The sequence below is a fragment of the Micromonospora haikouensis genome (assembly GCF_000876225.1).
Classification (GTDB): Bacteria; Actinomycetota; Actinomycetes; order Mycobacteriales; family Micromonosporaceae; genus Micromonospora; species Micromonospora haikouensis.
On the sequence record NZ_JXSX01000001.1, the window covers coordinates 2,830,223 to 2,853,378 of the forward strand.

The 23,156-nt window shown below is 74.3% G+C and carries 21 protein-coding genes; 16 read left to right on the forward strand and 5 right to left on the reverse strand.

The window, feature by feature from the left end:
- Window positions 1–131: 131 nt before the first annotated feature.
- The gene (locus TK50_RS11720; protein ID WP_043962769.1) at window positions 132–767 is read left to right on the forward strand and encodes a TetR/AcrR family transcriptional regulator; all 636 of its coding nucleotides are present in this window, start codon (window positions 132–134) and stop codon (window positions 765–767) included.
- 42 nt (window positions 768–809) lie between these two features.
- Here TK50_RS11720 and lhgO read toward each other — a convergent pair whose 3' ends face one another.
- Window positions 810–2,006 (reverse strand): L-2-hydroxyglutarate oxidase, encoded by a 1,197-nt coding sequence (gene lhgO, locus TK50_RS11725; protein ID WP_043962770.1) that lies wholly within the window; start codon window positions 2,004–2,006, stop codon window positions 810–812.
- A 130-nt stretch (window positions 2,007–2,136) separates the two neighbouring features.
- Here lhgO and TK50_RS11730 point away from each other — a divergent pair, with 130 nt between their 5' ends.
- The 9 genes from TK50_RS11730 to TK50_RS11770 all read left to right on the forward strand — a co-directional run bounded on the left by TK50_RS11730 (window position 2,137) and on the right by TK50_RS11770 (window position 10,959).
- Window positions 2,137–3,279: a DegT/DnrJ/EryC1/StrS family aminotransferase gene (locus TK50_RS11730; protein WP_043962771.1), complete on the forward strand. Its 1,143-nt coding sequence runs from the start codon at window positions 2,137–2,139 to the stop codon at window positions 3,277–3,279.
- Between the two features lie 27 nt (window positions 3,280–3,306).
- The gene (locus TK50_RS11735; protein WP_043962772.1) at window positions 3,307–4,239 is read left to right on the forward strand and encodes an NAD-dependent epimerase/dehydratase family protein; all 933 of its coding nucleotides are present in this window, start codon (window positions 3,307–3,309) and stop codon (window positions 4,237–4,239) included.
- A gap of 130 nt (window positions 4,240–4,369) precedes the next feature.
- Window positions 4,370–5,560 (forward strand): glycosyltransferase family 4 protein, encoded by a 1,191-nt coding sequence (locus TK50_RS11740; protein ID WP_043962774.1) that lies wholly within the window; start codon window positions 4,370–4,372, stop codon window positions 5,558–5,560.
- Complete coding sequence (locus TK50_RS11745; protein ID WP_199486005.1) at window positions 5,557–6,189, forward strand: acyltransferase; 633 nt, start codon at window positions 5,557–5,559, stop codon at window positions 6,187–6,189. Before TK50_RS11740 ends, TK50_RS11745 begins: the two co-directional genes overlap by 4 nt.
- A gap of 33 nt (window positions 6,190–6,222) precedes the next feature.
- A complete protein-coding gene (locus TK50_RS11750; RefSeq protein ID WP_043962776.1) occupies window positions 6,223–6,462 on the forward strand; it encodes an acyl carrier protein in 240 nt (79 codons plus the stop codon).
- Window positions 6,455–7,210 (forward strand): SDR family NAD(P)-dependent oxidoreductase, encoded by a 756-nt coding sequence (locus TK50_RS11755; protein ID WP_043962777.1) that lies wholly within the window; start codon window positions 6,455–6,457, stop codon window positions 7,208–7,210. Before TK50_RS11750 ends, TK50_RS11755 begins: the two co-directional genes overlap by 8 nt.
- Complete coding sequence (locus TK50_RS11760) at window positions 7,207–8,628, forward strand: AMP-binding protein (RefSeq protein ID WP_043962778.1); 1,422 nt, start codon at window positions 7,207–7,209, stop codon at window positions 8,626–8,628. Before TK50_RS11755 ends, TK50_RS11760 begins: the two co-directional genes overlap by 4 nt.
- Window positions 8,625–9,674, forward strand: coding sequence for a LuxE/PaaK family acyltransferase (locus TK50_RS11765; protein ID WP_043962779.1), 1,050 nt, complete (start codon window positions 8,625–8,627; stop codon window positions 9,672–9,674). The genes TK50_RS11760 and TK50_RS11765 overlap by 4 nt, the downstream gene beginning before the upstream one ends.
- 46 nt (window positions 9,675–9,720) lie before the next feature.
- Window positions 9,721–10,959: an acyl-CoA reductase gene (locus TK50_RS11770; protein WP_043962780.1), complete on the forward strand. Its 1,239-nt coding sequence runs from the start codon at window positions 9,721–9,723 to the stop codon at window positions 10,957–10,959.
- Between the two features lie 18 nt (window positions 10,960–10,977).
- Here TK50_RS11770 and TK50_RS11775 read toward each other — a convergent pair whose 3' ends face one another.
- Window positions 10,978–12,051 carry a lysylphosphatidylglycerol synthase transmembrane domain-containing protein gene (locus TK50_RS11775; protein WP_052503698.1) on the reverse strand — a complete coding sequence of 358 codons (1,074 nt, stop codon included), beginning with the start codon at window positions 12,049–12,051 and terminating at the stop codon, window positions 10,978–10,980.
- A gap of 204 nt (window positions 12,052–12,255) precedes the next feature.
- Between TK50_RS11775 and TK50_RS11780 the strand changes: the two genes are divergently transcribed.
- The 4 genes from TK50_RS11780 to TK50_RS11795 all read left to right on the forward strand — a co-directional run bounded on the left by TK50_RS11780 (window position 12,256) and on the right by TK50_RS11795 (window position 18,839).
- Window positions 12,256–13,356: a DegT/DnrJ/EryC1/StrS family aminotransferase gene (locus tag TK50_RS11780; RefSeq protein ID WP_043962781.1), complete on the forward strand. Its 1,101-nt coding sequence runs from the start codon at window positions 12,256–12,258 to the stop codon at window positions 13,354–13,356.
- On the forward strand, window positions 13,353–14,315 hold the full coding sequence (locus TK50_RS11785) for a Gfo/Idh/MocA family protein (protein ID WP_082106259.1): 963 nt from the start codon (window positions 13,353–13,355) through the stop codon (window positions 14,313–14,315). Before TK50_RS11780 ends, TK50_RS11785 begins: the two co-directional genes overlap by 4 nt.
- A 168-nt stretch (window positions 14,316–14,483) precedes the next feature.
- Complete coding sequence (locus TK50_RS11790; RefSeq protein WP_052503699.1) at window positions 14,484–16,850, forward strand: DUF6077 domain-containing protein; 2,367 nt, start codon at window positions 14,484–14,486, stop codon at window positions 16,848–16,850.
- 231 nt (window positions 16,851–17,081) lie between these two features.
- Window positions 17,082–18,839 (forward strand): CDP-glycerol glycerophosphotransferase family protein, encoded by a 1,758-nt coding sequence (locus TK50_RS11795; protein ID WP_043962782.1) that lies wholly within the window; start codon window positions 17,082–17,084, stop codon window positions 18,837–18,839.
- A 57-nt stretch (window positions 18,840–18,896) separates the two neighbouring features.
- On the opposite strand, the gene TK50_RS11800 is transcribed toward TK50_RS11795, so the two are convergent.
- Together TK50_RS11800 and TK50_RS11805 are read right to left on the reverse strand one after the other, a co-directional pair.
- A complete protein-coding gene (locus TK50_RS11800; RefSeq protein ID WP_043962783.1) occupies window positions 18,897–19,439 on the reverse strand; it encodes an acyltransferase in 543 nt (180 codons plus the stop codon).
- A gap of 163 nt (window positions 19,440–19,602) precedes the next feature.
- On the reverse strand, window positions 19,603–19,941 hold the full coding sequence (locus TK50_RS11805) for a DUF952 domain-containing protein (protein WP_043962784.1): 339 nt from the start codon (window positions 19,939–19,941) through the stop codon (window positions 19,603–19,605).
- Window positions 19,942–20,103: 162 nt separating this feature from the next.
- Between TK50_RS11805 and TK50_RS11810 the strand changes: the two genes are divergently transcribed.
- Together TK50_RS11810 and TK50_RS11815 are read left to right on the forward strand one after the other, a co-directional pair.
- On the forward strand, window positions 20,104–20,760 hold the full coding sequence (locus tag TK50_RS11810) for a response regulator transcription factor (RefSeq protein WP_043962785.1): 657 nt from the start codon (window positions 20,104–20,106) through the stop codon (window positions 20,758–20,760).
- 10 nt (window positions 20,761–20,770) lie between these two features.
- The gene (locus TK50_RS11815) at window positions 20,771–22,189 is read left to right on the forward strand and encodes a sensor histidine kinase (protein ID WP_043962786.1); all 1,419 of its coding nucleotides are present in this window, start codon (window positions 20,771–20,773) and stop codon (window positions 22,187–22,189) included.
- Window positions 22,190–22,193: 4 nt separating this feature from the next.
- Here the strand turns inward: TK50_RS11815 and TK50_RS11820 are convergent, their stop codons facing one another.
- The gene (locus tag TK50_RS11820) at window positions 22,194–23,150 is read right to left on the reverse strand and encodes a TAXI family TRAP transporter solute-binding subunit (protein ID WP_043964323.1); all 957 of its coding nucleotides are present in this window, start codon (window positions 23,148–23,150) and stop codon (window positions 22,194–22,196) included.
- Between the last annotated feature and the right edge of the window lie 6 nt (window positions 23,151–23,156).

Below are 23,156 nucleotides of genomic sequence, written 5' to 3' on the forward strand. Positions count from 1 at the left end.
GGAGCGCCGCCTCGTCGCTGCGTGGAAGGTAGTCCATAACCACGTCGGGACGCAACCGTAGCGTCGTTGCGGTACATTGTCCCACGTGACAGCCGAGGAGGGTCTGCCGTGACGCGCGAGAAGAGTCTGCCGTGACCACCGAGAAGAGGCGCGCGCCGGCCGGCGCGGCGGTGCTGCGGGGCGAGATCACCACGGCCATCCGCCGCGCGCTGATGCAGGAGCTGGCCGCCGTCGGCTACGGCCGGCTCTCCATCGAGGCCGTCGCCCGCCGGGCCGGGGTCAGCAAGACCGCGATCTACCGGCGCTGGAGTTCCAAGCTGGAGCTGGTCGTCGAGGTCGTCGGCGCCGCCGCCGGCAGCAAGCTGCCGAGCCTGGACACCGGCAGCCTGCGCGGCGACCTCGGCCTGCTGCTGCGGGTGGTCGCGCACGCCCTGAGCCACCCCCTGGCCGCGCAGATCGTGCCCGACCTGCTGGCCGAGGCCGCCCGCAACCCCGAGATCGACGCCACCCTCCAGGCGGCGCTACGGGCCCAGCAGCAGGAGGTCGGCGGGTCGCTCGTCGCCCGCGCCGTCGCCCGTGGCGAACTGGCCGCCGACACCGACCCCGGCGCCGCCGTGGACCTGATCGTCGGGCCGCTGTACTGGCGGCTGGCGATCACCCGCACGATGCCGACCGAGGCGTACCTCGACGCGCTGGTGGAGGCCGTCGCCACCGGCCTCGGCGCGGCCGGCGCCGTGCCCCGGCAGCGCGACGCCGCCCCCGCCTGAGCCGCCCCGTCCGGGCCCGCCGCGCCCGCCCGACTGATCGCCTCAGCGGGCGGTGTCCACCGGTAGCCGGGACACGATGTGCCGGGCGATCTCCAGCGAGCTGGTCGCGGCGGGGGAGGGTGCGTTCAGCACGTGCACCTGCCGGTCCGCCTCGACGATCAGGAAGTCGTCGACCAGGCCGCCGTCGGGCAGGATCGCCTGCGCGCGTACCCCCGCGCCGGCCCGGACGATGTCGGCCGGCGTCAGCTCCGGCACCAGCCGGGCCAGGCTCGCCGCGAACCTCGCCTTCGACAGCGACCGGGCCACCTCGGTCAGCCCGTACCGGAAATGCCGCCGGCCCAGCGCCCACAGCCCCCGGTACGTCAGCTCGTCCCACACGTCGCGCGGGCTGAACCGCCCCCACGAGTAGCCCTCCCGCGCGGTGGCCAGCACCGCGTTCGGGCCGGCGTGCACGCTGCCGTCGATCATCTTCGTCAGGTGCACCCCGAGGAACGGGAACTGCGGGTCCGGCACCGGGTAGATCAGCCCCCGCACCAGGCCGCGCCGCTGCGGGGTCAGCTCGTAGTACTCGCCCCGGAACGGCACGATCCGCACCGGCGTCGGCACCCCCGCCAGCCGGGCGACCCGGTCGGCGTGCAGCCCCGCGCAGTTGATCAGCACGTCCGCGACCACCTCGCCGGCCGTGGTGGTGACCACCACGCCCCCCGGCCGGTCGGTCACCCCCGTCACCTCGGCGCGGGTGCGCAGGTCCGCCCCGGCGGCGGCGAGCAGCTCCGCCAGCTTCCGGCAGACCGCGCCGTAGTCGACGATGCCCGTCGAGGCCACGTGCAGCGCGGCGACGGCCGCCACGTGCGGCTCGTGCTCGGCGGCCTCGGCCGCCCCGATCAGCCGCACCGGCAGGCCGTTGGCCTCGGCCCGCTCGTGCAACGCCCGCAGCCGGGGCAGCTCCGCCGCGTCGGTGGCGACGATCAGCTTGCCGCAGACCTCGTACGGCAGCCCGTGCGCCGCGCAGAACTCGACCATCGACGCGCTGCCGGCCTTGCACAGGGTGGCCTTGAGGCTGCCCGGCTTGTAGTAGACCCCGGCGTGGATCACGCCGGAGTTGTGCCCGGTCTGGTGCGCCGCCCAGCCGGCCTCCTTCTCCAGCACCGTGACGGAGTCGCCCGGCCGGTCGGTCACCAGCCGGTGGGCGACCGCCAGGCCGACGATGCCGCCGCCGACGACCACGAACCTCGTCATCTCGCTCTCCCCTGCCCGGTCGTCGCCTCCGCCAGGCGACCACCGATGGTAACCAGCGCCCGGCGTGCCCGATTCGTCGCTGCCGGCCGGGGGTGCCTACACTCACCGGGTCCGTCTTCTAGGGAGCCTCATGTCAGACGACGTCATCGCGCTCGGCCAGCCCACCGTCGGCGAAGCGGAGCTCGCGGCGATCGCCGAGGTCTTTGCCTCCGGCTGGCTGGCCGGCGCCGGTCCCACCTGCCGTCGCTTCGAGGAGCGCTTCGCCGCCGCCACCGGCACCCGACACGCCCTGACCACCGCCAACTGCGGCTCCGCCCTGCACCTCGCGCTGCTCACCCTCGGGGTCCGACCCGGCGACGAGGTCGTCGTCGGCGACTACACCTTCCCGGCCACCGGCCACGCCGTGATGTGGGCCGGCGCGAAGCCGGTCTTCGCCGACGTGCGGCCCGACATCTGGACCGTGGACCCGGCCGCCGTCGAGGCCGCCATCACCCCCCGCACCGTCGGCATCATCGCCGTCGACGCCTTCGGCCAGCCGGCCGACTACGACGAGCTGCGGGCCATCGCCGACCGGCACGGGCTGTTCCTGGTCGAGGACGCCGCGTGCGCGGCGGGCGCCACCTACAAGGGCCGCCCCGCCGGCAGCCTGGCCGACGTCGCCACCTTCAGCTTCCACGGCCGCAAGGGCATCACCGCCGGCGAGGGCGGGGCCTACGTCACCGACCGCGACGACCTCGCCGCGCACGCCCGCAAGCTGCACACGTACGGGGTGGAGGGCGCGCTGACCCGGGCCGAGCTGTCCGACCTGCCGATTCCGGCCTTCACCGAGCTGGGCTACAACTACCGGCTCTCCGACGTGGCGGCGGCGATCATGCTCGCCCAGCTCGACCGGCTGCCGGACCTGCTCGCCGCCAAGCGGCGCACCGCCGCCCGCTACGGCGAACTGCTCAAGGACCACGAGCTGATCACCACCCCCCACGAGGCGCCGGACCGCGAGCACCCCTGGCAGTCGTACGTGGTGACCCTCGATCCCTCGATCGACCGTGGCGCGGTCGCCCTCGGGCTGCGCCGGCGCGGCGTGCAGTGCACCTTCGGCACGTACGCCTCGCACGTGCAGCCGCTCTACGGCCAGTCGGCGCCGTGCCCGGTCTCGGCGGACCTGTTCGCCCGGCACCTGGCCATCCCGATGCACGCCAACCTCACCGACGCCCAGGTCGAGACCGTCGTCGCCACTCTGGTCGACGTCGTCGCCAGCGCCGCCACCGGCCGCTGATCTCCTTCAGGAAGGACATCGCACGACATGTCGAAGCAGACCGTCTTCATCACCGGGGGTGCGGGCTTCATCGGCCTGCACGTGGTGCCGCTCCTGCTGGACAAGGGTTACCGGGTCCGCATCTTCGACAACATGTTCCGCGGCGACCGGGACCAGGTCGCCAAGCTGGCGGCCACCGGTGACGTCGAACTCGTCGACCAGGACGTGCGCTACGGCGGCGCGGTGCACGCGGCCATGAAGGGCTGCGACCTCGTCGTCCACCTCGCGGCGGTCTCCATCAACAAGAGCCAGGCCGACCCGTACGAGTCGATCGACATCAACATGGTCGGCAACCACAACGTCTTCGCGGCCGCCGCCGACCACGGCGTGAAGCGGCTCGTGTTCGCCTCCTCCGCCTCCGTGTACGGCGATCCGAAGAAGCTGCCGATGCACGAGGACGACCGGCTCGACCCGCTCACCCCGTACTGCATCTCCAAGCGGGCCGGCGAGGACCTGCTCGCCTTCTACCAGCGCAGCAAGGGCCTCAACTGGATCGCCCTGCGCTTCTTCAACGTGTACGGCCCCGGCCAGAAGCCGACCGCGTACTACACCTCCGTCATCAACCACTTCGTGAAGCGGTTGAAGACCGGCCAGCCGCCGATCATCGACGGCCGGGGCGAGCAGTCGATGGACTTCATCCACGTCCACGACATCGCCCGCTCGGTGGTCGCCGCGCTGGAGGCCGAGCAGGGCAACGTGCCGGTCAACATCGGCACCGGCATCGACACCTCGGTGGCCACGCTCGCCGAGATCCTCATCAAGGCCGTCGGGGTGGACGTGGAACCGCAGTTCAACCCGCGCGAGGTGCTGGTCAGCCGCCGTGCGGCGGACATCACCCGGGCCCGCGAGGTGCTGGGCTGGGAGCCGACCATCGCGGTCGAGGACGGGATGACCGACCTGATCAAGGTCGAGGTGGCCTGACGCGGCCGGGGTGGGCGTCGGCTCCCGGCGCCCATCCCCGCCCGCCCGTACGATCCATCGGTGAGCCCCCCGGCTCTCGCACCCCGCCCCCGCCCCCGCCCTCACACCGACCTCGACAGGAGTCCCCGCTGTGCGGATCGCGGTCGTCAACAACTTCTTCCCGCCCCGTCCCGGCGGAAGCTCCCACCTCTCCGCGGCCCTGGCGGAACGCTACGCCGCCGCCGGCCACGAGGTGCTGGTGTTGACGGCCGCCTACCAGGGCGCGCCGGACGAGGAGGAGCGGGACGGCTACCGGGTGGTCCGGCTGCCCGCGATGCCGATGCCGAAGCTCGGCCTCTCCATCGACTTCGACATGGCCTTCGCCCTGGCCCGCCCCGGCAACCTGCGTCGGGTGTCCCGGCTGCTGACCGAGTTCGCCCCCGACGTCATCCACCAGCACGGGCAGTTCTTCGACCTGAGCTGGATCTCCGGTCAGTACGCGCGCCGGCACCGGACCCCGGTGCTGTTGTCCATCCACACCCGCCTGGAGAGCCCCGACCCGAAGTACGCGGCCCTGTTCCGGCTGCTGGACCGGTTCCTCGTCAGGCCGCTCATCCGCCGGTTCCACCCGCGCTACGTCATCATGGACGAGTTGGCCGCCCGCTACTGCGCGCAGCGTTACGGCGCGACCACGGCCGACTTCGAGTACATTCCGGTGGCGGTCGAGCCGAGCCGCTTCGACGGCACGCCGGAGCTGGACGTGCGCGCCCGGCACGGCATCGGCGACGCGCCGCTGATCGTCTCGCTGGGGCACGTCATCCCGCTGCGCGACCGGATCGCCCTGGTCGAGGCGCTGCCGACCATCCTGGCCAAGCACCCCGACACGCGGGTGCTGATCATCGGCCGGGTCTACTACGACGCGTACGCCAAGCGGGCCGCCGAGCTCGGCGTCGCCCACGCCGTGATCAGCACCGGGGTCGTCCCGTCGGCCGAGGTGCCGGCCTACTTCGCCGCCGCCGACGTGGTGGCCCACGACCTGCAGGGCGGCGGGTTCGGCACCGCCAGCCTCGAGGCGATGGCCGCCGGCCGGGCGACGATCGGCACGGTGACCGAGACGAACTTCCCGGCCGTGCACCTGCGCAACTGGGAGAACTTCGTGCTGGCCCGGCCGGACGACCCGGCCGACCTCGCGGACGCCGTGATCCGGCTGTTTGACGACCCCCAGGAGCGGGAGTGGATCGCCAAGCGCCAGCGCGACCTGGTCTACTCCCACTTCACGCTGGACGTGGTCACCCGCCAGCACCTGGCGGCGTTCGACCGGATGGTGAAGGAACGAGCATGAGTGTGTTCTCCGCCGACGAGCGCAGCAACCGGCTGCGCACCGGCATCCTCGACGACTTCGTCGGCGGGCTGCTCAACGACGTCGAGCGCGCCCGTTACCTCGGCCTGCCCGAGACCACCCGGATCCGGGAGCGGACGAAGATCGTCAGCCCGGAGAACCTGGTCATGGGCGAGCACTGCTGGATCGGGGAGAACACCGTCCTGGACGCCAGCGGCGGCCTGGAGATCGGCGACCACACCAGCATCGGGCTCAACTGCCTGGTGTTCACCCACTCCAGCTGGCTGGCGAACATGATGCTGGAGAATCACCCCGGCAGCGACCTGATCGAGCGCAAGCCCGTGCGGATCGGCAAGGGCTGCTTCATCGGCGGCAACAGCGTGATCATGATGGGTGTCACCATCGGTGATTGTGCCACCGTTAACCCGCTGTCTGTCGTCACGAAAGACGTTCCGGCCTACAGTCTGGTGTCAGGCAACCCCGCGCGGGTCTTCCAACGCTACGACGAGGACTACCTCAGGGCGGAGGCCGAGCGGGTCCGCGCCGAGAACGCCGCCCTGCGGGCCGAGGCGCAGGCGCGCGGGGAGGCCCCCGTCTGGGGGGCGCCCGCGCGGCGCCGCGACGCGCAGTGACCACCCCTTAGCACGTACGGAGAAAGCACGATCATGAGCCTCACCGACCGCCTGCGCGGCGTCTTCGTCGACGCCCTGGAACTGCCCGAGGGCACCGACGTCGAGAACCTCACCTACCGGGGTATCGAGCAGTGGGACTCCCTCGGCCACATGACCCTCGTCGCCGCCATCGAGGACGAGTTCGACGTCCAGCTCGACACCGAACAGGTCATCGACATGAGCAGCTTCAAGGTCGCCCTCGACATGCTGCGGGGCCTCAGCGTCGATGAGTGAGCTGACCGCCCGGGTGGCCCTGGTCACCGGCGGCACCCGCGGCATCGGCCTCGCCACCGCCCGCGCCCTCGCGCAGGCGGGGGCCACGGTCGTCGTCACCGGCCGCGACGCCGACCGGGCCGAGGCGGTGGCCAAGGAGTTCGGCGGGCACGGCCTGGGGCTCGACGTCGCCGACTTCGACGCCGTCGGCGCCACGGTCAAGCAGGTCACCGCCGCGCACGGCGGGCTGGACGTGCTGGTCGCCAACGCCGGGATCATGGAGAGCGGCCTGCTGGGCATGCTGCGCGCCGACGACGTCCGCCGCACCCTGGACGTCAACGTCGCCGGGGCGGTCGCGGCCGTGCAGGCCGCCGGTCGGGCGATGGCCCGCAAGCGCCGCAGCGCCGACGGCACCGAGCGGCGGGGCGGCTCCATCGTGCTGCTCGCCTCGGTCGTCGGCACGTACGGGGCGGCCGGCCAGTCCGTCTACGCGGCGTCGAAGGCCGCCGTGGCCGCGCTGGCCCGTTCGGCCGCGCGGGAGCTGGGCGGCCGGGGCATCCGGGTCAACGCCGTCGCGCCCGGGGTCATCCGCACCGACCTCACCGCGTCGCTGCCCGCCGAGGTGCTGGACCGGCAGGCGGCAGCCGCCGCGCTCGGCCGGCTCGGTGACCCCGACGAGGTGGCCGACGTGATCCGGTTCCTGGCCGGCGACGCGGCCCGTTACGTGACGGGTCAGGTGCTCGGCGTCGACGGGGGGCTCGTCCCGTGAACCTGGTCGCCCCGAGCGCCCGGCTGATCGACGCCGCCACGGGTGCCGTCCTCGGCGGCGCGGGCCTCGCCGCCGAGGTGGGTCGGCACGCCGCCGCGTACGCCGGGTTTCCGCCCGGGGTGGTCTTCGCCCGCAGCGGCACGTCGGTGCCCGCGGTGCTGCGGTACGCGGGCGCGCTGCGCGCGCAGCGCCCGGTGGCTCTGCTGGACCCGGCGCTGGACCCAGCGGTGCTGGCCGACTTCGTCCGGCGCTTCTCCCCGGCCGTGGTGGTGGGCCTCGCCGAGGGCGGCGCGGGCGCGGACCCCGGCGAGCGGCCCGGGGACTACCGCGCGGTCGACGACGAGGTGCTCGGCCCGGTGTGGGTCCGCGAGCGGGCCTGCGCCGACCAGCCGCACCCGGATCTCGCGGTGCTGCTGGCCACGTCCGGTTCGACGGGGGACCCGAAGTTCGTCCGGCTCTCCCGCGCCGCCGTGGAGTCCAACGCGGCGGCCATCGCGCGGGTGCTGGCCATCGGCCCGGACGAGGTCGCCCCGACCAGCCTTCCGCTCTACTACAGCTTCGGCATGTCCGTGCTCAACAGCCACCTCGCCGCCGGCGCGACCGTCCTGGTGGTCGACGGCGGCGTGCTGGCCCGCGAGTTCTGGCAGGCCGTGTCGATGTACGGCGCGACGTCGCTGGCCGGGGTGCCGCACAACTACGAGATGCTGCACCGGATCCGGTGGAGCCCCGCGAAGTACCCGACGCTGCGCACCCTCACCCAGGCCGGCGGCAAGCTGCGCGACGAGACGATCCTCGCCTTCCACGCCAGGATCGCCGAGACGGGCGGCCGGTTCCACGTCATGTGGGGCTGCACCGAGGCGGCGCCCCGGATGAGCACCCTGCCGGCCGATGCGCTGCCCGACCGGGTCGGCTCGGTCGGCCCGGCCCTGCCCGGCGGCTCGTTCACGGTGCTCGGCCCCGACGGCGCGGAGACCGACCGTCCCGGCGTGGTCGGCGAGCTGGTCTACCGCGGCCCCAACGTCATGATGGGGTACGCGGAGAGCGCCGCCGACCTGGCCCGCGGCGACGAGCAGGGCGGGGTGCTGCGCACCGGTGACCTGGGCTGCCTCGACGCCGACGGGTTCGTCTGGCTGCGCGGCCGGCTCAAGCGGTTCGGCAAGGTCTTCGGCATCCGGGTCAACCTGCACGACATCGAGGAGCTGGCCCGCGACCAGGGGCCCGTCGTCGCCGTGTCCGGCCCGGACCGGGTCGTCGTCTTCGTCGAGGGCGGCACCGACGACGGCGCGCGGGCCCTCGCGGGGCGGCTGGCGGAGCGGCTGCGGCTGCACCGGTCCGGCTTCGACGTGCGTACCGTCGAGCGGTTGCCGCAGCTGCCCAACGGCAAGATCGATTACCGCTCCCTGGAGGCGCTGGTATGACCCTGTTCGCCCTCGCCCAGGCGGCCCGCGAGGCCCGGCTCCTGCCGGAGCTGGTCGAGTTGACCGAGCACCACCGGGCCCACAGCCCCGAGTACGCCCGCCTGCTCGCCTCCCTCGGCCACCTGCCCGGCCGCCGCTACGACCGCGTCGCCGACCTGCCCTGGCTGCCGGTGCGGCTGTTCAAGCACCACGTCCTCAAGAGCATCGGCGACGACGAGGTCTTCAAGGTCCTCACCTCCTCCGGCACCACCGGCGACGTCAGCCGGATCTACCTGGACAGGGAGGCGGCGGGCGTGCAGCAGAAGATGCTGTCGGCCACGCTGAGCGCGGTGATCGGCACGAAGCGGCTGCCGATGCTGCTGGTCGACACGAAGGCCCTGTTCAAGAACCGCACGTCGTTCTCCGCCCGGGGCGCCGGGGTGCTGGGCCTGATGAACTTCGGCCGCGACCACACCTTCGTCCTCGACGAGCAGGAGCGGCCCGACCCCGACGCGGTGCGCGACTTCCTCGGCCGCCACGGCGACCAGCCGTTCCTCATCTTCGGCTTCACGTTCATGACCTGGCTCTACCTCTACGAGCTGGCCCGCGAGCACCGGTTCGACCTGAGCAACGGCATCCTGATCCACAGCGGCGGCTGGAAGAAGCTGGTCGACCGGGCGGTCGACAACGCGGAGTTCCGCCGCCGCTTCACCGCCGACACGGGCCTGCGGCGCATCCACAACTTCTACGGGATGGTCGAGCAGATCGGCACGACGTTCCTGGAGGGGCCGGACGGCGGCGGCCTCTACTGCCCCGAGTTCGCCGACGTCATCGTCCGCGACCCGCACACCTGGGCGGAGGTGCCGGTCGGCACCCCCGGGGTGGTGCAGGTGGTCAGCACGATGCCCCGGTCGTACCCGGGGCACCTGCTGCTCACCGAGGACCGGGGCGTCGTGCACGGCGTCGACGACGGGGCCTGGCCGGGCAAGCGGTTCTCCATCCTGGGCCGGCTACCCCGCGCCGAGGCGCGTGGGTGCAGCGACACGTTCGCGGAGGCGGCGGCATGAGCGGGCACGGAGGCAGCGGCATGGGCGGGCGCAGCGAGGGGCGGGCATGAGCGGCAAGGTCGTCGAGCGGTTCCCGGCCGGCGGCGCGACCGCCGTCGACGACCTGGTCGGCGCGCTGCGCGCGGTGCCGGCCGGCGGCCCGCTGACCGTCGGCGACGACCGGATCGTCGAGTTCCTGGTGGCGTTCGCCCGGCGGCTGCTGCGCCCGGCGGTGGCCCGCCGGCACCCGGAGCTGGCCTCCCTCGGCTTCTTCCTGCGCCGGGGCGAGATCGCCAAGACCCTCGCCCGGGTCGCGGACGAGCCCGGCCAACTCCGCTTCCCCCGGGGGCTGGTCTTCCACGTGCCGCCGGCCAACGTGGACACCATCTTCGTCTACTCGTGGGCGCTGTCCGCGCTCGCCGGCAACGCCAACGTGGTACGGATCTCGTCCCGGTCGGCGGGTGCCGCCGACGCGGTGCTCGACGCGCTCGACGACACCCTCGCAGACGCCGACGACGTGGTCCGGCAGACCCAGCGGATGGTCACGTACGGGCGGGACGACGCGGTGACCGCCGCGCTGTCGGCCGCCGCGGACCTGCGGGTGATCTGGGGCGGCGACCGGTCCGTCGGCGAGATCCGCCGGCACCCGCTCGCCCCGCACGCCCGGGACCTGACCTTCCCGGACCGGTCGTCGTTCACGGTGATCGGGGCGGCCGGCTGGCTCGCCGCCGCCGAGGCCGAGCGCGACGCCGCCGCCCTCGGCCTCTACAACGACTCGTACTGGTTCGACCAGGCCGCCTGCGCCTCGCCCCGCACCGTCTACTGGGTCGGCGACCCGGCCACCACCGAAGCCGCCCGCGCGGACCTGCTGGCCCGGCTGCGTACGGTGCTCGACGGCAAGCGGCCCGAGGTGGACGCCGCGATGGCGGTGGAGAAGCGGGTCGCCACCTACGGCCTGGCCGTGGAGGGGGTGGCGACGGCCATCCACTTCGACGGCAACGACCTGGCGACGGTGGAGCTGGCCGGGCCGGGCGACATCCCGCGCCGCTGGCTCGGCGTCGGCACGTTCCCGCAGGCCCGCCTCGACAGCCTCGCCGACCTCGCGCCGGTGGTGGTGCGCCGCGACCAGACCGTCACCCACTTCGGCTTCGCCGCCGACGAGCTGGTCGCCTTCGCCCGCGCGCTGGGCGGGCGCGGGGTGGACCGGATCGTGCCGGTCGGCGACGCGCTGAGCTTCGCCGCGACCTGGGACGGGTACGACCTGATGCGCGAGTTCACCCGGATCACCAGCGTCGTCACCCGCTGACCCCTGCCTCCGGGCGTCCTACCCGGCGGAGGTGGTGGCCGCCTCGGCCGGGGCCGCCCGGCGGAGCTGGCGCACCCCGGACAGGGCGGCCAGGCCGGCGGCGAGCACGTCGGCGATGGTGAAGATGAGCCGGGACGCCAGCGCGATGCCCATCGCCGCGCCGACGCCGCCGTTGCCCTCCAGGAACGGGGCCAGCGCGGCGACCAGCACGGCCTCCCGTACGCCCAGCCCGGAGGGGGAGAGGAAGGCGAACATGCCGACGGTCATCGCGATGGCGAACGACCCGACGCTGCGCAGCAGCCCCTCCATGCCGGGGGTGGCCTGGGCGTTGGCCAGCAGCCACAGGTGCACGCCGAACAGGGCGTAGCCCAGCGCGCTCCAGCCCACCACCCGCGACACACCCGGCCAGGTGAGGCGGTGCTCCAGCGGCGGGCGGCGCAGCACCCGCAGGGCGAGCTGCACCAGCGCGGTGAGCACCCGCGGCACCGCGCAGACCAGCGCGACCGGGAACAGCACCGCCACGATCCACAGCGCGACCCGCACCGAGTCGGCGTAGGTGGAGTCGCCCCCGCCGGCCGCGTCGCGCAGCGCCGGCAGGCTCAGCAGGCCGAGGCCCAGCGCGGCCGTCACGCCGAGGCCCAGGGAGACCAGGGTGGCCAGGAAGGCGCGGGCCCGGGGCAGGCCGGCCCGCCGGCTCAGCTCGACCTGGAGCACGTACGCCCACACGCTGCCGGGGATGTACTTGCCGAGCTGACCCACCAGGCAGATGCGCAGGGCGGCGGGCACGGACACCCGGTGCTCCAGGTCGCGCACGGCGGCCCGCCAGGCCATCGTGTTGGCCACCATTCCGGCGAGCGCCGCGAGGACGGACAGCACCACCGACTGCCAGGCCAGGCCCAGCCACGTCGACCGGACCTGCGGCCACTGGTCGACGACGCTCCAGACCATCCCGGCGGCGATGGCGACGACGACGGCGACGCGGACGCCCAGCGACAGCCATCGCTTCAGCGGGCCGGCCGGGGCAGCGGGAACGTCGGTCGACTCCGGGGCACCGGAAGTGACGACATCCTTCCGCGTGACGGTCTGAACCATGCGTAACGTGCCTCCGCGTCGCGTTTCGTCCGTAGCGGAAAGTGAGGACGGACCGAGCAGGGCACTACACTAGCCCAGGCCGCGCGCCCCCACTCGTCCGGCGCGCCCGCGCGGAATTCCTACCGCGACGCCGGCCACCGCCCGTCGTGTCGACGTCCGCCGCTGTTACCGTGCTCGCTGCCACCGACCCCGAGGAGACGTGCTGTGATCCCCATTTCCGTCGTGAAACTCGACGAGAAGGCCGAACAGCTGGCGGTGGAGGTGATCCGCTCCGGCGTGCTGGCGCAGGGCCCGATGGTGGCCCGGCTGGAACGCGAGTTCGCCGACCTGGTCGGGGTGGAGCACGCGGTGGCGGTCAACAACGGCACGACGGCGCTGGTCGCCGCCCTGGAGGTGCTCGACCTGCGGCCCGGCGACGAGGTCGTCACGAGCCCGTTCACGTTCGTCGCCACCCTCAACGCGATCCTCGAGGCCGGCGCCACCGCGCGGTTCGCCGACATCCGAGAGGACGACTTCTGCCTGGACCCGGCGGCCCTCGCCGCCGCGATCGGCCCGCGCACCCGGGTCGTCATGCCGGTGCACCTGTACGGCCAGCCGGCCGACATGGGCGCGATCGTGCCCCTGGTCGAGCGGCACGGCCTGGGCCTGGTCGAGGACACCGCGCAGTCACTCGGCGCGACGGTCGGCGGGCGGGGGGCCGGCAGCTTCGGCCTGGGCACCTTCTCCCTGTACGCCACGAAGAACCTCACCACCGGCGAGGGCGGCATGATCACCACCGACGACGCCGTCCTCGCCGACCGGCTCCGGGTGCTGCGCAACCAGGGCATGCGCCAGCGCTACCAGTACGAGGTGGCCGGCCACAACTACCGGCTCACCGACCTGCAGGCAGCCCTCGGCATCCCGCAGCTGGCCGGCTACGCCGACACCGTCGCGCGGCGCAGGGCCAACGCGGCCCGGCTGCACGCCGGCCTGGCGGACGTGCCGGGGCTGCGCCTGCCGGCCGAGCTGCCGGGCCGGACGCACGTCTGGCACCAGTACACCGTGCTGGTCACCGACGCCGCGCCGGTCAGCCGCGACGAGGTGGCCGCCCGGCTGGGCGAGCAGGGGGTGGGCTGCGGCATCTACTACCCGAAGGCGGTCTACGACTACGACTGCTACCGGGAGCACCCCCAGGTGGTCGCCGACCCCGCCCCGGTCACCGAGCGGGTGGCGCGGCAGTGCCTGTCCCTGCCGGTGCACCACCACCTCGCCGACGGCGACGTCGACCGGGTCGTCGAGGCCGTCCGCAAGGCGGCGGGCGCGTGACGGCCCCGGTGCGCTTCGCCCTCGTCGGCACGGGTGTGATGGGGGCCCTGCACGCCCGGGTCATCGCCCAGTCCGACCGGGCCCGGCTGGTGCGGGTCGTCGAGCCCCGCGAGGCCGTCGGCCGGGAGGTCGCCGACCGGTACGGCGCGCGGTGGGCGCCCGACGGGTCGGACCTGTCCGGCGTCGACGCGGTGGTGATCGCCGCCCCCACCGAGTTCCACCACGCGCTCGCCGGTGAGGTGCTCGCCGCCGACAAGCCGCTGCTGATCGAGAAGCCGGTCTGCGGCAGCCTCGACGAGACCGAGGACATCGTGGCCACCGCCGAGAAGCGCGGGGTCCCGCTGCTGTGCGGGCTGCTGGAGCGGTTCAACCCGGCGGTGCTCACCGCGCTCGCCCTGGTCGACAACCCGGTGCACCTCACGGTCACCCGGCACTCACCGTACGCGCCGCGGATCCGCACCGGCGTGGCCTGGGACCTGCTGATCCACGACGTCGACCTGGCCATCCGGGCGTTCGGCGGCCAGGAGCCGACCGACGTACGCGGGGTGCTGGGCCACTTCCACCCGTCCTCGCTGCCCGGCGCGGAGGACGTCGCCGAGGCCCTGCTGACCTTCGGCGGCGCGGCGCTGGCCAACGTCTCGGCGAGCCGGATCGGCCAGCGGAAGGTGCGGACGCTGGTCGTCAGCGAGGTGGATCGGCTGATCGAGGCGGACCTGATCCGGCGGGACGTCACCATCTACCGGCACGTGTCGCTCGACGCGGCGACGCCCGACGGCCGGGGCTACCGGCAGCAGAGCATCATGGAGGTGCCGGAGCTGGTCTCCGGCCGGGAGCCGCTGGCCGCCCAGCTCGACCACTTCCTGGACCTCCTCGCCGGCACCGCCGACGCCGACGCGGAGCGGCGGTCGATCCTCCCGGCGCACCGGGCCGTCGGCCGGCTCTTCGCCGACCACGGCTGACCACGCGGGCCCGGGCGGCGGCCTCGTGTCGCCGGCCGGGCCGGCGATCGCGTTCGGGTAGGCTTGCCCACCGTGCGCCCGGCCGGCCGCCGCCGCCCGCCGAGGGCGAGCCCCGACGGCCCGCCTTCCGACTCGACAGAATCCTCGACAGAAATCAAGGAATCCCCTGTGCCGAACGTCGCAGACGACGCCCTGGCAGTGGAGGACCAGCGCGCGCCGGAGGACCTGCCCCGCGCCCCGGACGACCAGCCCGAGACGCCGCAGGACCCGCCCGGCACGCGCGAGGCCCAGCCGGAGACGCCCGACGACCGCCCCGCGACACCGCAGGACGAGCCCGGCACACCGCAGGACGAGCCCGCGACACCGCAGGACCCGCCCGGCACGCCGCGCGACGAGCCCGGCACACCGCAGGACGAGCCCGGCACACCGCGCGACGAGCCGGCCGCGAGCGCCGAGCCCGCCGACCCGGCCGAGCAGCCGCCCGCGCCGGAGCGCGCCCCCGACGCCCCGACCGCCCCCGCGCGGCTGTCCTTCCCCCGGCGGTTCGGGGCCGCCTTCGGTGCCCTCCCGCGCCGGATCACCGACGCCGCCGTGCTGGCGTTCGCGCTGTTCACGGTGATCTACCACGCGGGCTTCCTGGCCGAGCTGCGACCGTCGGTGATGTTCCTGAGCTGGCTGTGGTGCTGTGGCGTCCTCGCCGTCCTCGCCGTGGTGCTCGGGGTGGTCCGCGCCCTACGGCGTCGCCGCGCCGCGCCTGCGCCGCCGGCCACACCCGCCGACCCCGCGCCGGCCGGGAGGGCGCGCTGGTGGTGGCTCGCCGTCGGCGTGGTCACCGCCGGGGTCGGCATCGGCGCCGCCGTCACCGCCGGCATGGGCGGGCTCGCGTCGTGGTGGGTGCCGACCGGCCTGGGGCTCGCCGCGTCCGTCGGCGCGGCGCTGCTGGCCCGCCGGGCCTGGCTGGCCCGCACCGGTCCGCCGGAGCCGACCGCCACGGGCTGGCAGGCGCTCTTCGTGCTGCTCGTCTCGGCCGGGGTCGCGGTCTCCTCGCTCTACATGGCCCGCAACAGCAAGGACGACGTCTTCTACGTCGGCAAGTCGGTGTGGGTGGCCGAGCGGGACATCGTCCCGGTGCGCGACTTCCTGTTCACCGAGAACGTGGCCGCCCCGCTGAGCACCCAGCCGCCGACCGCCTCGATCGAGGTCTTCGCCGGTGCGCTCGCCCGGTTCCTGGGCCTGCACGCCGCCGACGCCACCTGGTTCGTGCTGCTGCCGGCCCTGGCCGTGCTCGCGGTGCTGGCCCTGTGGCGGCTGGTGCACCGCTGGGCGCCCCGCCGTCCGGTGCTGGCGTTCGTCGTGGCCGTCACCTACCTCTACCTGGTGGTCGGCTCGGACGCCGCGCTCGGCACCTTCCACCTGCCCCGGCTCTACGAGGGCAAGGGCATGTTCGTCTCGGCGGTCGTCCCGCTCATGTGGGTCTACCTGACCGACTGGTTCGAGTCCCGGTCGAGGTGGAAGCTGTTCCTGATCGCCGCGCTGTCCGTGGTGGCGACCGGGCTGTCCACGACGTCCGCGATCATCCTGCCGCTGCTGGTCGGCGCGGCCGGCCTGGCGATGCTCCTGGTGGGCCGCTGGGGGGCGGCGCTGGCCGCGGGCGTCGCCGCGCTCGCCTACCCGATCGGCGGGGTGCTGGTGTCCCGGCTGGTGCTCGGGCCGGTCGCCACCGCCGGGGGCGAGACCCAGTTCTTCGACGCCGAGGGCACCTACCGCCGCACCCTGCTGGTGGGCGTGCTCGGCGTCATCGGCGGCCTCGCCCTGTGGCTGGCGCCCCTGCTCGTCCGGGGGCGCGCGCCCCGGCTGCTCGCCGCCGGCGCGGCGCTGACCATGAGCGTGCTGTTCGTGCCGGGCGTGCTGGAGGCGCTCGCCGAGGCCAGCGGCGTGTCCGCGGTGCTGTGGCGGGTGCCCTGGATCCTCGCCCTGCCCGGCCTGATCGGGATCCTCTGCACCGTCCGGCTGCCCCGGCTGCCGTGGGTGTCCCGGCTGGTCGGCCTCATCGTCGCCAGCTCGCTGATCTTCTGCTTCGCGACGTTCGGCGTGCCGATGTGGAGCAGGGACAGCTTCATGGAGGTGGCGCCGCGCCCGCTGTGGAAGCTTCCGCAGCAGCGCCTGGAGATCGTCCAGTGGATCGACGGGCTGCCCCGCGAGCCGGGCCTGCTGCTCGCCCCGTCGACGCTGATGCGGGTCGCGCCCATCGTCAGCAGCCGGCTGCGGGTCGTGATGCCCCGCGACGGCTACCTCGTCGAGTACGACCAGAACTCCGACTTCGTCCGCGACCGGCAGCGCCTGGCCGCGTTCGCCGACGGCACGGCGATCGCCCCCGACGCGGAGGTGAAAGCGTCCATCGAGCGGCTCGACGTGACTACCATCTGCGTCTACTGGGTCAACCTGGAGGCCAAGGCCGCCCTCAAGCGGCTCGGCTACGAGATGTACGCCCGGCGGTTCGCCCCCGGCGCCGTCCGCTGCTTCCGGCAGCCCTGAACGGCCGGTCCCCGACCCGCCCGACGGCGCGGTCGGGGGCCGATCGGGTAGCAACGGGACGAAGCCCGTAATACCCGAATATGGCTCGCCGTTCGTCTCGCGTTAAGGTCTGGGGGCGAGTGGGACCAGGACGACGCACGGGGGGTCCCCGCCGCTAGCCGCACTGAACGAGGAGGCCGGTCCCGCACGGGGCCCGGCCCCGTCGCCGATCTCGTTGGGGGAGAGTAACCGTTGTTCGGCAAGTTGATGGGACCGGCGGGCGTGGCCGCTCGCGGGGCCGTGCTGCTGCTCTTCTACCTGATCGCGCTCGCCGCGGGAGCCCTCGGCGCGGTCTGGGTGTTCGCGGTGAGCGGGATCGCCGCGATCGCCGGTGAGTTCGCCCTCGCCCGGTGGTCGACGCCCACCATGACGCTGCTGGAGAAGGTCGGCCTCGGCCGCGGCTACCGGCAGCTCACCCGCGACCTCTCGGCCGTGCTGCTCGTGGTCTCGGCGATCCGGCCCAGCTCGGTCGAGCTGACCGCGATCCTGCTGCTGCCCGCCGTGACCTGGGTGATCGCGGTCTTCGCCGGGGCGCTGAACCGCATGATCGACCGGCGCAACCCGGTCTCCGCGCTGGTACGCAACATCGACCTCGGCCCGATGCGCTCGGCGCCGCGCCCGCCCGAGTGGGCGGCCGGGGTCGCCGGTGAGCGGCTCGCCATGTGCAACCTGCTGCTGGTCCCGGCGGCCGTGCTCTCGGCGCTGTGGGACGACGCCGCGCCGGTGCTGGCCGGCGCTGCCGCCGCCGTGCTCGCCGCGGCCGTGGCCGGCGGCATCGTCGCGCTGACCTGGCTGCGGGGCCGGGGCACCGGCAAGAGCCCGGTGCTGCCGGCGGTGCAGAAGTGGCTGGACTCCTACCGGCCCGAGGTCGCCCTCTACTTCGCCGGCCCCGCGAAGGACGTCTACCAGGCCAACATGTGGCTGGCTCCCACCGAGGCCCTCGAACGGCGGGCCGTGGTGCTGATGCGCAGCCGCGAGGCGTTCAATGAGCTGGCCGACACCCGGCTGCCGGTGATCTGCGTGCCGGCCGGGGTGGACTTCATGAACCTGGAGCTGGGCAGCGTCCGCGCCGCCATGTACGCGGCGAACGTCGGCGCGAACATCCACATGCTCCGGGAGCCGGGCATGAAGCACGTCTTCGTCGGGCACGGCGACAGCGACAAGCAGGCCAGCGTCAACCCGTACAGCAAGGTGTACGACGAGGTGTGGGTCGCCGGCCTGGCGGGCCGGGAGCGGTACGCGCGGGCCGGCGTCGGCGTGCTGGACGCCGACATCGTCGAGATCGGACGGCCGCAGCTCGCGGGCGTGCACACGTTCGGCTCGGAGTCGCCCGACCGGCCCTTCACCGTGCTCTACGCGCCGACGTGGGAGGGGTGGCTCGACGACGACCCGTACCACACGTCGCTGGTGCTGATGGGGGAGCGGATCGTCCGGGGCCTGCTCGCCGCCCGCCCGTCGCTGCGGCTGATCTACAAGCCGCACCCGCTGACCGGCACCCGGTCCAAGGAGGCGAAGGCCGTCCACGAGCGGGTGGTGGAGCTGATCGGCGCGGCCGGCGGCGACGTCGACGCCAGCTCCCTCGACGGCCCCCGCCACCGGGTCGTCACCGGCCGGGTCCCGGCCCTGTTCGACTGCTTCAACCAGACGGACCTGCTGATCAGCGACATCTCCAGCGTGGTCTCCGACTTCGTGCAGAGCCAGCGCCCGTACGTGGTGGCGAACCCGAGCGGCCTGCCCGAGGACGACTTCCGCCGCAACTTCCCCACCTCCCGGGGCGCGTACCTGCTGTCGCGCGACTGCGGCGAGCTGGAGAAGATCGTCGCGCTCACCCGGGCCGGCGACGACCCGATGACCGAGGCCCGCCGGGACCTGAAGGTCTACCTGCTCGGCCCGGACGAGCCGAACTCGATGGAGCGGTTCCGGCAGGAGATCGGCCGCCTCTGCGGCTGATCGGCGACGCCAGGCGAAAGGGGGCGGCACCTGCCGCCCCCTTTCGCCGTACCACCGTCAGTCGGGGCGGCGCGGGCTGGTCACGTCGCGGGAGACGACCTCACCCTTCTCGTCCACCCAGCCCTTCGGCCGCGCCGGGTTGCCGGCGACCAGCTGGTACGGCGCCACGTCCCGGGTGACCACCGAACCGGCGGCGACCATCGCGTACTCGCCGATCTCGACCCCGCACACGAGGGTGGCGTTCGCGCCGATCGACGCGCCCCGGCGGACCAGCGTCGGCGTGATGGTCCAGTCCGGGTTCTGCGCCCGGGGGCGCAGGTCGTTGGTGAAGACGGCGCACGGGCCGACGAAGACTTCGTCCTCGATGGTCACGCCCTGGTACACCGACACGTTGTTCTGGATCTTCACGAGGTCGCCGACGGTGACGCCGGCGTCGACGTACACGTTGCGACCGATCACGCAGCCGGCGCCGACCCGGGCGCTGGACCGGATGTGGGCCAGGTGCCAGACCTTGGTGCCGTCGCCCACGCGGGCGCCCTCCTCCACGTCGGCGCTGGGGTGGACGAAGGTCGCGGCAGGCTGTTCGGTGGTGTCAGTCATCCTTCAACTCGCATCGCTCGGGGCGCCGGGCGCCGGCGGTGGGCGCGGCGGAACGACGGCGGGTGTTTCGCCGCCGTCCGCGCGGGATCGGGGGCTGCCGCGCCCGGGGGTGGGCTCGGAGGGCCCGGCCGGGGCGTCGGCCGGGAGTGAGCATAGCGAGCGGTCAGCCCAGCAGGCGCGCGACCGCGTCGGCGGCCGGCACGTCGGCCGGCAGGGCGTGCGCCTCGACCACGGCGGCGACCGGCAGCGCCGCGTACAGGTGGGGGAAGAGCTCGCCGCCCCGCGACGGCTCCCAGCGCAGCGCCGCGCCGAGCGCCGCCGGATCGACGGCGAGCAGGGTCAGCCCGGTGGCACCGGCGAAGTGCCGCCGGGCGGTCTCGACCAGTTGACCGGCGGCGGAGAGGTGGATGAACCCGTCCTGGCGGTCCACCGCCGAGCCGGCGAAGTGCCCGGCGGCGCGGGCGGCGTCCCACTCCGTACCGGTCAGCAGTTTGTAGATCACCCCGGCAGCCTACGGCCGGGACCGTCCCGGCGGGCCGGGACCGGCGGGCCGCCGGGACGGCCGCGCGGGACGGGCACACGGGGACTGACCGGGCGGCCCTCCCGCCCGGCCGGCACGTCTGCGACCATTCCACGGTCGAGAACGAGGAACCGGGGAGGCGGGTTGCGCATCCTGCTGGTCGAGGACGACCGTCGGGTGGCCGCCGCCCTGTCGTCCGCCCTGACCCGCCGCGGCTACGAGGTGGAGCACGCGGCCACCGTCGCGGCGGCGCTGCGCGCCGCGCCCTGCGACCTGGTGCTGCTCGACCTGACCCTGCCCGACGGCGACGGCACCGACCTGTGCCGCGCCCTGCGCCGGCGCAGCGCCCAGCTCGGCATCATCGCCGTCACCGCCCGGGGCGAGGAACGCGACCGCGTCCTGGGCCTGCGGCTGGGCGCCGACGACTACGTGGTGAAGCCCTTCTCGATGGTCGAGCTGCAGGCCCGGATCGAGGCGGTGCTGCGTCGGGCCGCGCACGCCGCCCCGGAGCGGGACGTGATCGAGGCGGGGCCCGTGCGCATCGACGTCGCCGCCCGGACCGTCACGGTCGCGGGCCGGGAGGTCACCCTCACCCGCAAGGAGTTCGACATCCTGGTGTCGCTGGCCCGGCAGCTCGGGGTGGCGGTGTCCCGCGACCGGATCCTGCTGGACGTGTGGGGCACCACCTGGGCCGACCGGCACACCGTGGAGGTGCACGTCGGGTCGCTGCGCGGCAAGCTGGGCGACCCCCGGTTGGTGGAGACCGTACGCGGGGTCGGCTACCGGCTGCGCGGGGAGTGAGGGGAGCCCCGTGCGTCGTCGGCTGGTCATCAGCTACCTGCTGCTGATGGTGCTGGTGCTCGTCGCGCTGGAGACCCCGCTCGCGGCGACCCTGGCCACCCGGGAGACCGACCTGGTGCGCGCCGACCGGCTCGCCGACGCCACCCGGTTCGCCTCGCTCGCCGGGCCGGCGCTGCGCGGCGGCGTCCCCGGGCCCATCGGCGGCGAGCTGAGCAGCTACGACGAGCTGTACGGCATCGGCGCGGCGGTGGTCGACCGGGACCGACGCACGGTGGTGGCGTCGCGCAGCTGGCGGTCGGGTGCCGGGACCGAGTCGGCGCTGGACAACGCGCTGGCCGGGCAGCAGTTCAGCGCCCCGGGCTCGGTGTGGCCGTGGGCGGACGGGCCCGTCGTGGTGGCGGTGCCGATCAACGACGGCGGCGAGGTGCTCGGCGCCGTCGTCATCACCACTCCGGCCGGCGCGCTGCGCCGTACCGTCACCGCGTGGTGGCTGCTGCTCGCGGCGACCGGCATCGTCGCCGTGCTGGCCTGCGTGCTCACCGCGTTCGGGCTGGCCGGGTGGGTGCTGCGTCCGGTCACCGAGCTGGACGCCGTCACCCACGAGATCGCCGAGGGGGACCGGGGGGCCCGGGTCCAGCACCGGCTGGGCCCGCCGGAGCTGCGCCGCCTGGCGGCGAGCTTCAACAACATGGCCGACGTGGTGTCCGACGTGATGGACCGGCAGCGGGCGTTCGTCGCCCACGCCAGCCACCAGCTGCGCAACCCGCTGACCGCCCTGCGACTGCGGGTGGAGGAGCTGGGGCCGAGCCTGACCGATCCGCAGGGGCGGGCCGAGCACCGGCTCGCGCTGGAGGAGACCGACCGGCTGGCGCTGCTGCTCGACGCCCTGCTCACCCTGGCGCGCGCCGAGCGCGAGGAGAACCAGCGGGTCACCGTCGACGCGGCGGCCGTGGCCGCGTCGCGGGTCGCCGCGTGGCAGCCGCTGGCCCGGCACCGGTCGGTCACCCTCCGCCTGGCCACGGCCGACGGCCCGGCGTACGCCCGGACCGTGCCGACCGCGGTCGACCAGGCGCTCGACGCCCTGATCGACAACGCGGTGAAGTTCAGCGGTACGGGCGGCGAGGTGACGGTGAGCGTGGGGCGGGCCGACGACGGGGTGGCCCTGGAGGTCCGGGACACCGGACCGGGCATGACCCTCGACCAGCTCGACCGGGCCACCGAGCGGTTCTGGCGGGCCCCGGAGGTGCAGAACGTCGACGGGGCGGGGCTCGGGCTGACCATCGTGGCGGTCCTCGTCGACGCCTCCGACGGCCGGCTCACCATGCGGCCGGGGCAGCCGCGCGGGCTGGTGGCCGGCCTGTGGTTCCCGGCCCCCGACGCGGTCGACGCGGCGCCTGCGCCCGCCCCGGCCGCGGACGACGCCGGCTGACCGGTCAGGGCTTGGCCGACCGGTACCAGGCGGCGGCCCCCGGATGCAGCGGCAACGGGGCGGTGGCGATCGCCGACCGGGGGCTCATCCGCCCGGCCGCCGGGTGGGCCGCCGCCAGCTCCGCCCGGCGCTCCATCAGCAGCCGGGTCACCTCGCGCACCAGTGGCTCCGGCAGGTCCGCCCGGACCACCAGGTAGTTCGGGTTCGCCACGGTCGTGACCGGCTCGACCCCGTACACCGAGCGGGGGATGTCGCGGGACACGTAGACCTCGCGGTAGCTGCGCCGCAGCGGCTCGGTCCATTCGCCCAGGTCGACGATCCGCACGGCGCTGCCGGCGGCGAGTTCCTCGACGCCGCGCACCGGCAGCCCGCCGGAGAAGAAGAACGCGTCGATGCGGCCGGCGCGCAGCGCGGCGACGGAGTCGTCGAGGCCGAGCCGTTCCCGGCGCACGGCGGTGCCGCCGAGGTGGGCGACCTCCAGCAGCCGGGTGGCGGTGACCTCCGTGCCGGAGCCGGGCGCGCCGACGGAGACCCGCCGGCCCCGCAGGTCGGCCACCGTGCGGACCGGGCTGCCGGCCGTGGTGACCAGGTGCAGCAGATCGTCGTAGACCCGCGCCACCGCCAGGACCCTCGGGTGCTCCTCCCGCTCGGTGGGCAGCACGTCGGCCTGGGTGAAGCCCAGCTCGGCCTGGCCCGCGCCCACCAGGCGCATGTTCTCCGCCGAGGCGGCGGTCACCACCACGCTCGCCCGGACCCCGGGCAGCTCCCGGTTGAGGATGCCGGCCAGCGACCGGCCGAACGCGTGGTAGACGGCCGTGGGACTGCCGGTGGCGATGCGGATCGGCACCGGTTCGCCCGGCGAGTCCTGGCAGCCAGCGAGCCCGGGCGCCGCCGCGACCAGCACCAGCAGCAGCGCCGCCACGCCGGCGGCGCGCGGGGGCACAGTCCAGCTACGGCTCACCCGGTG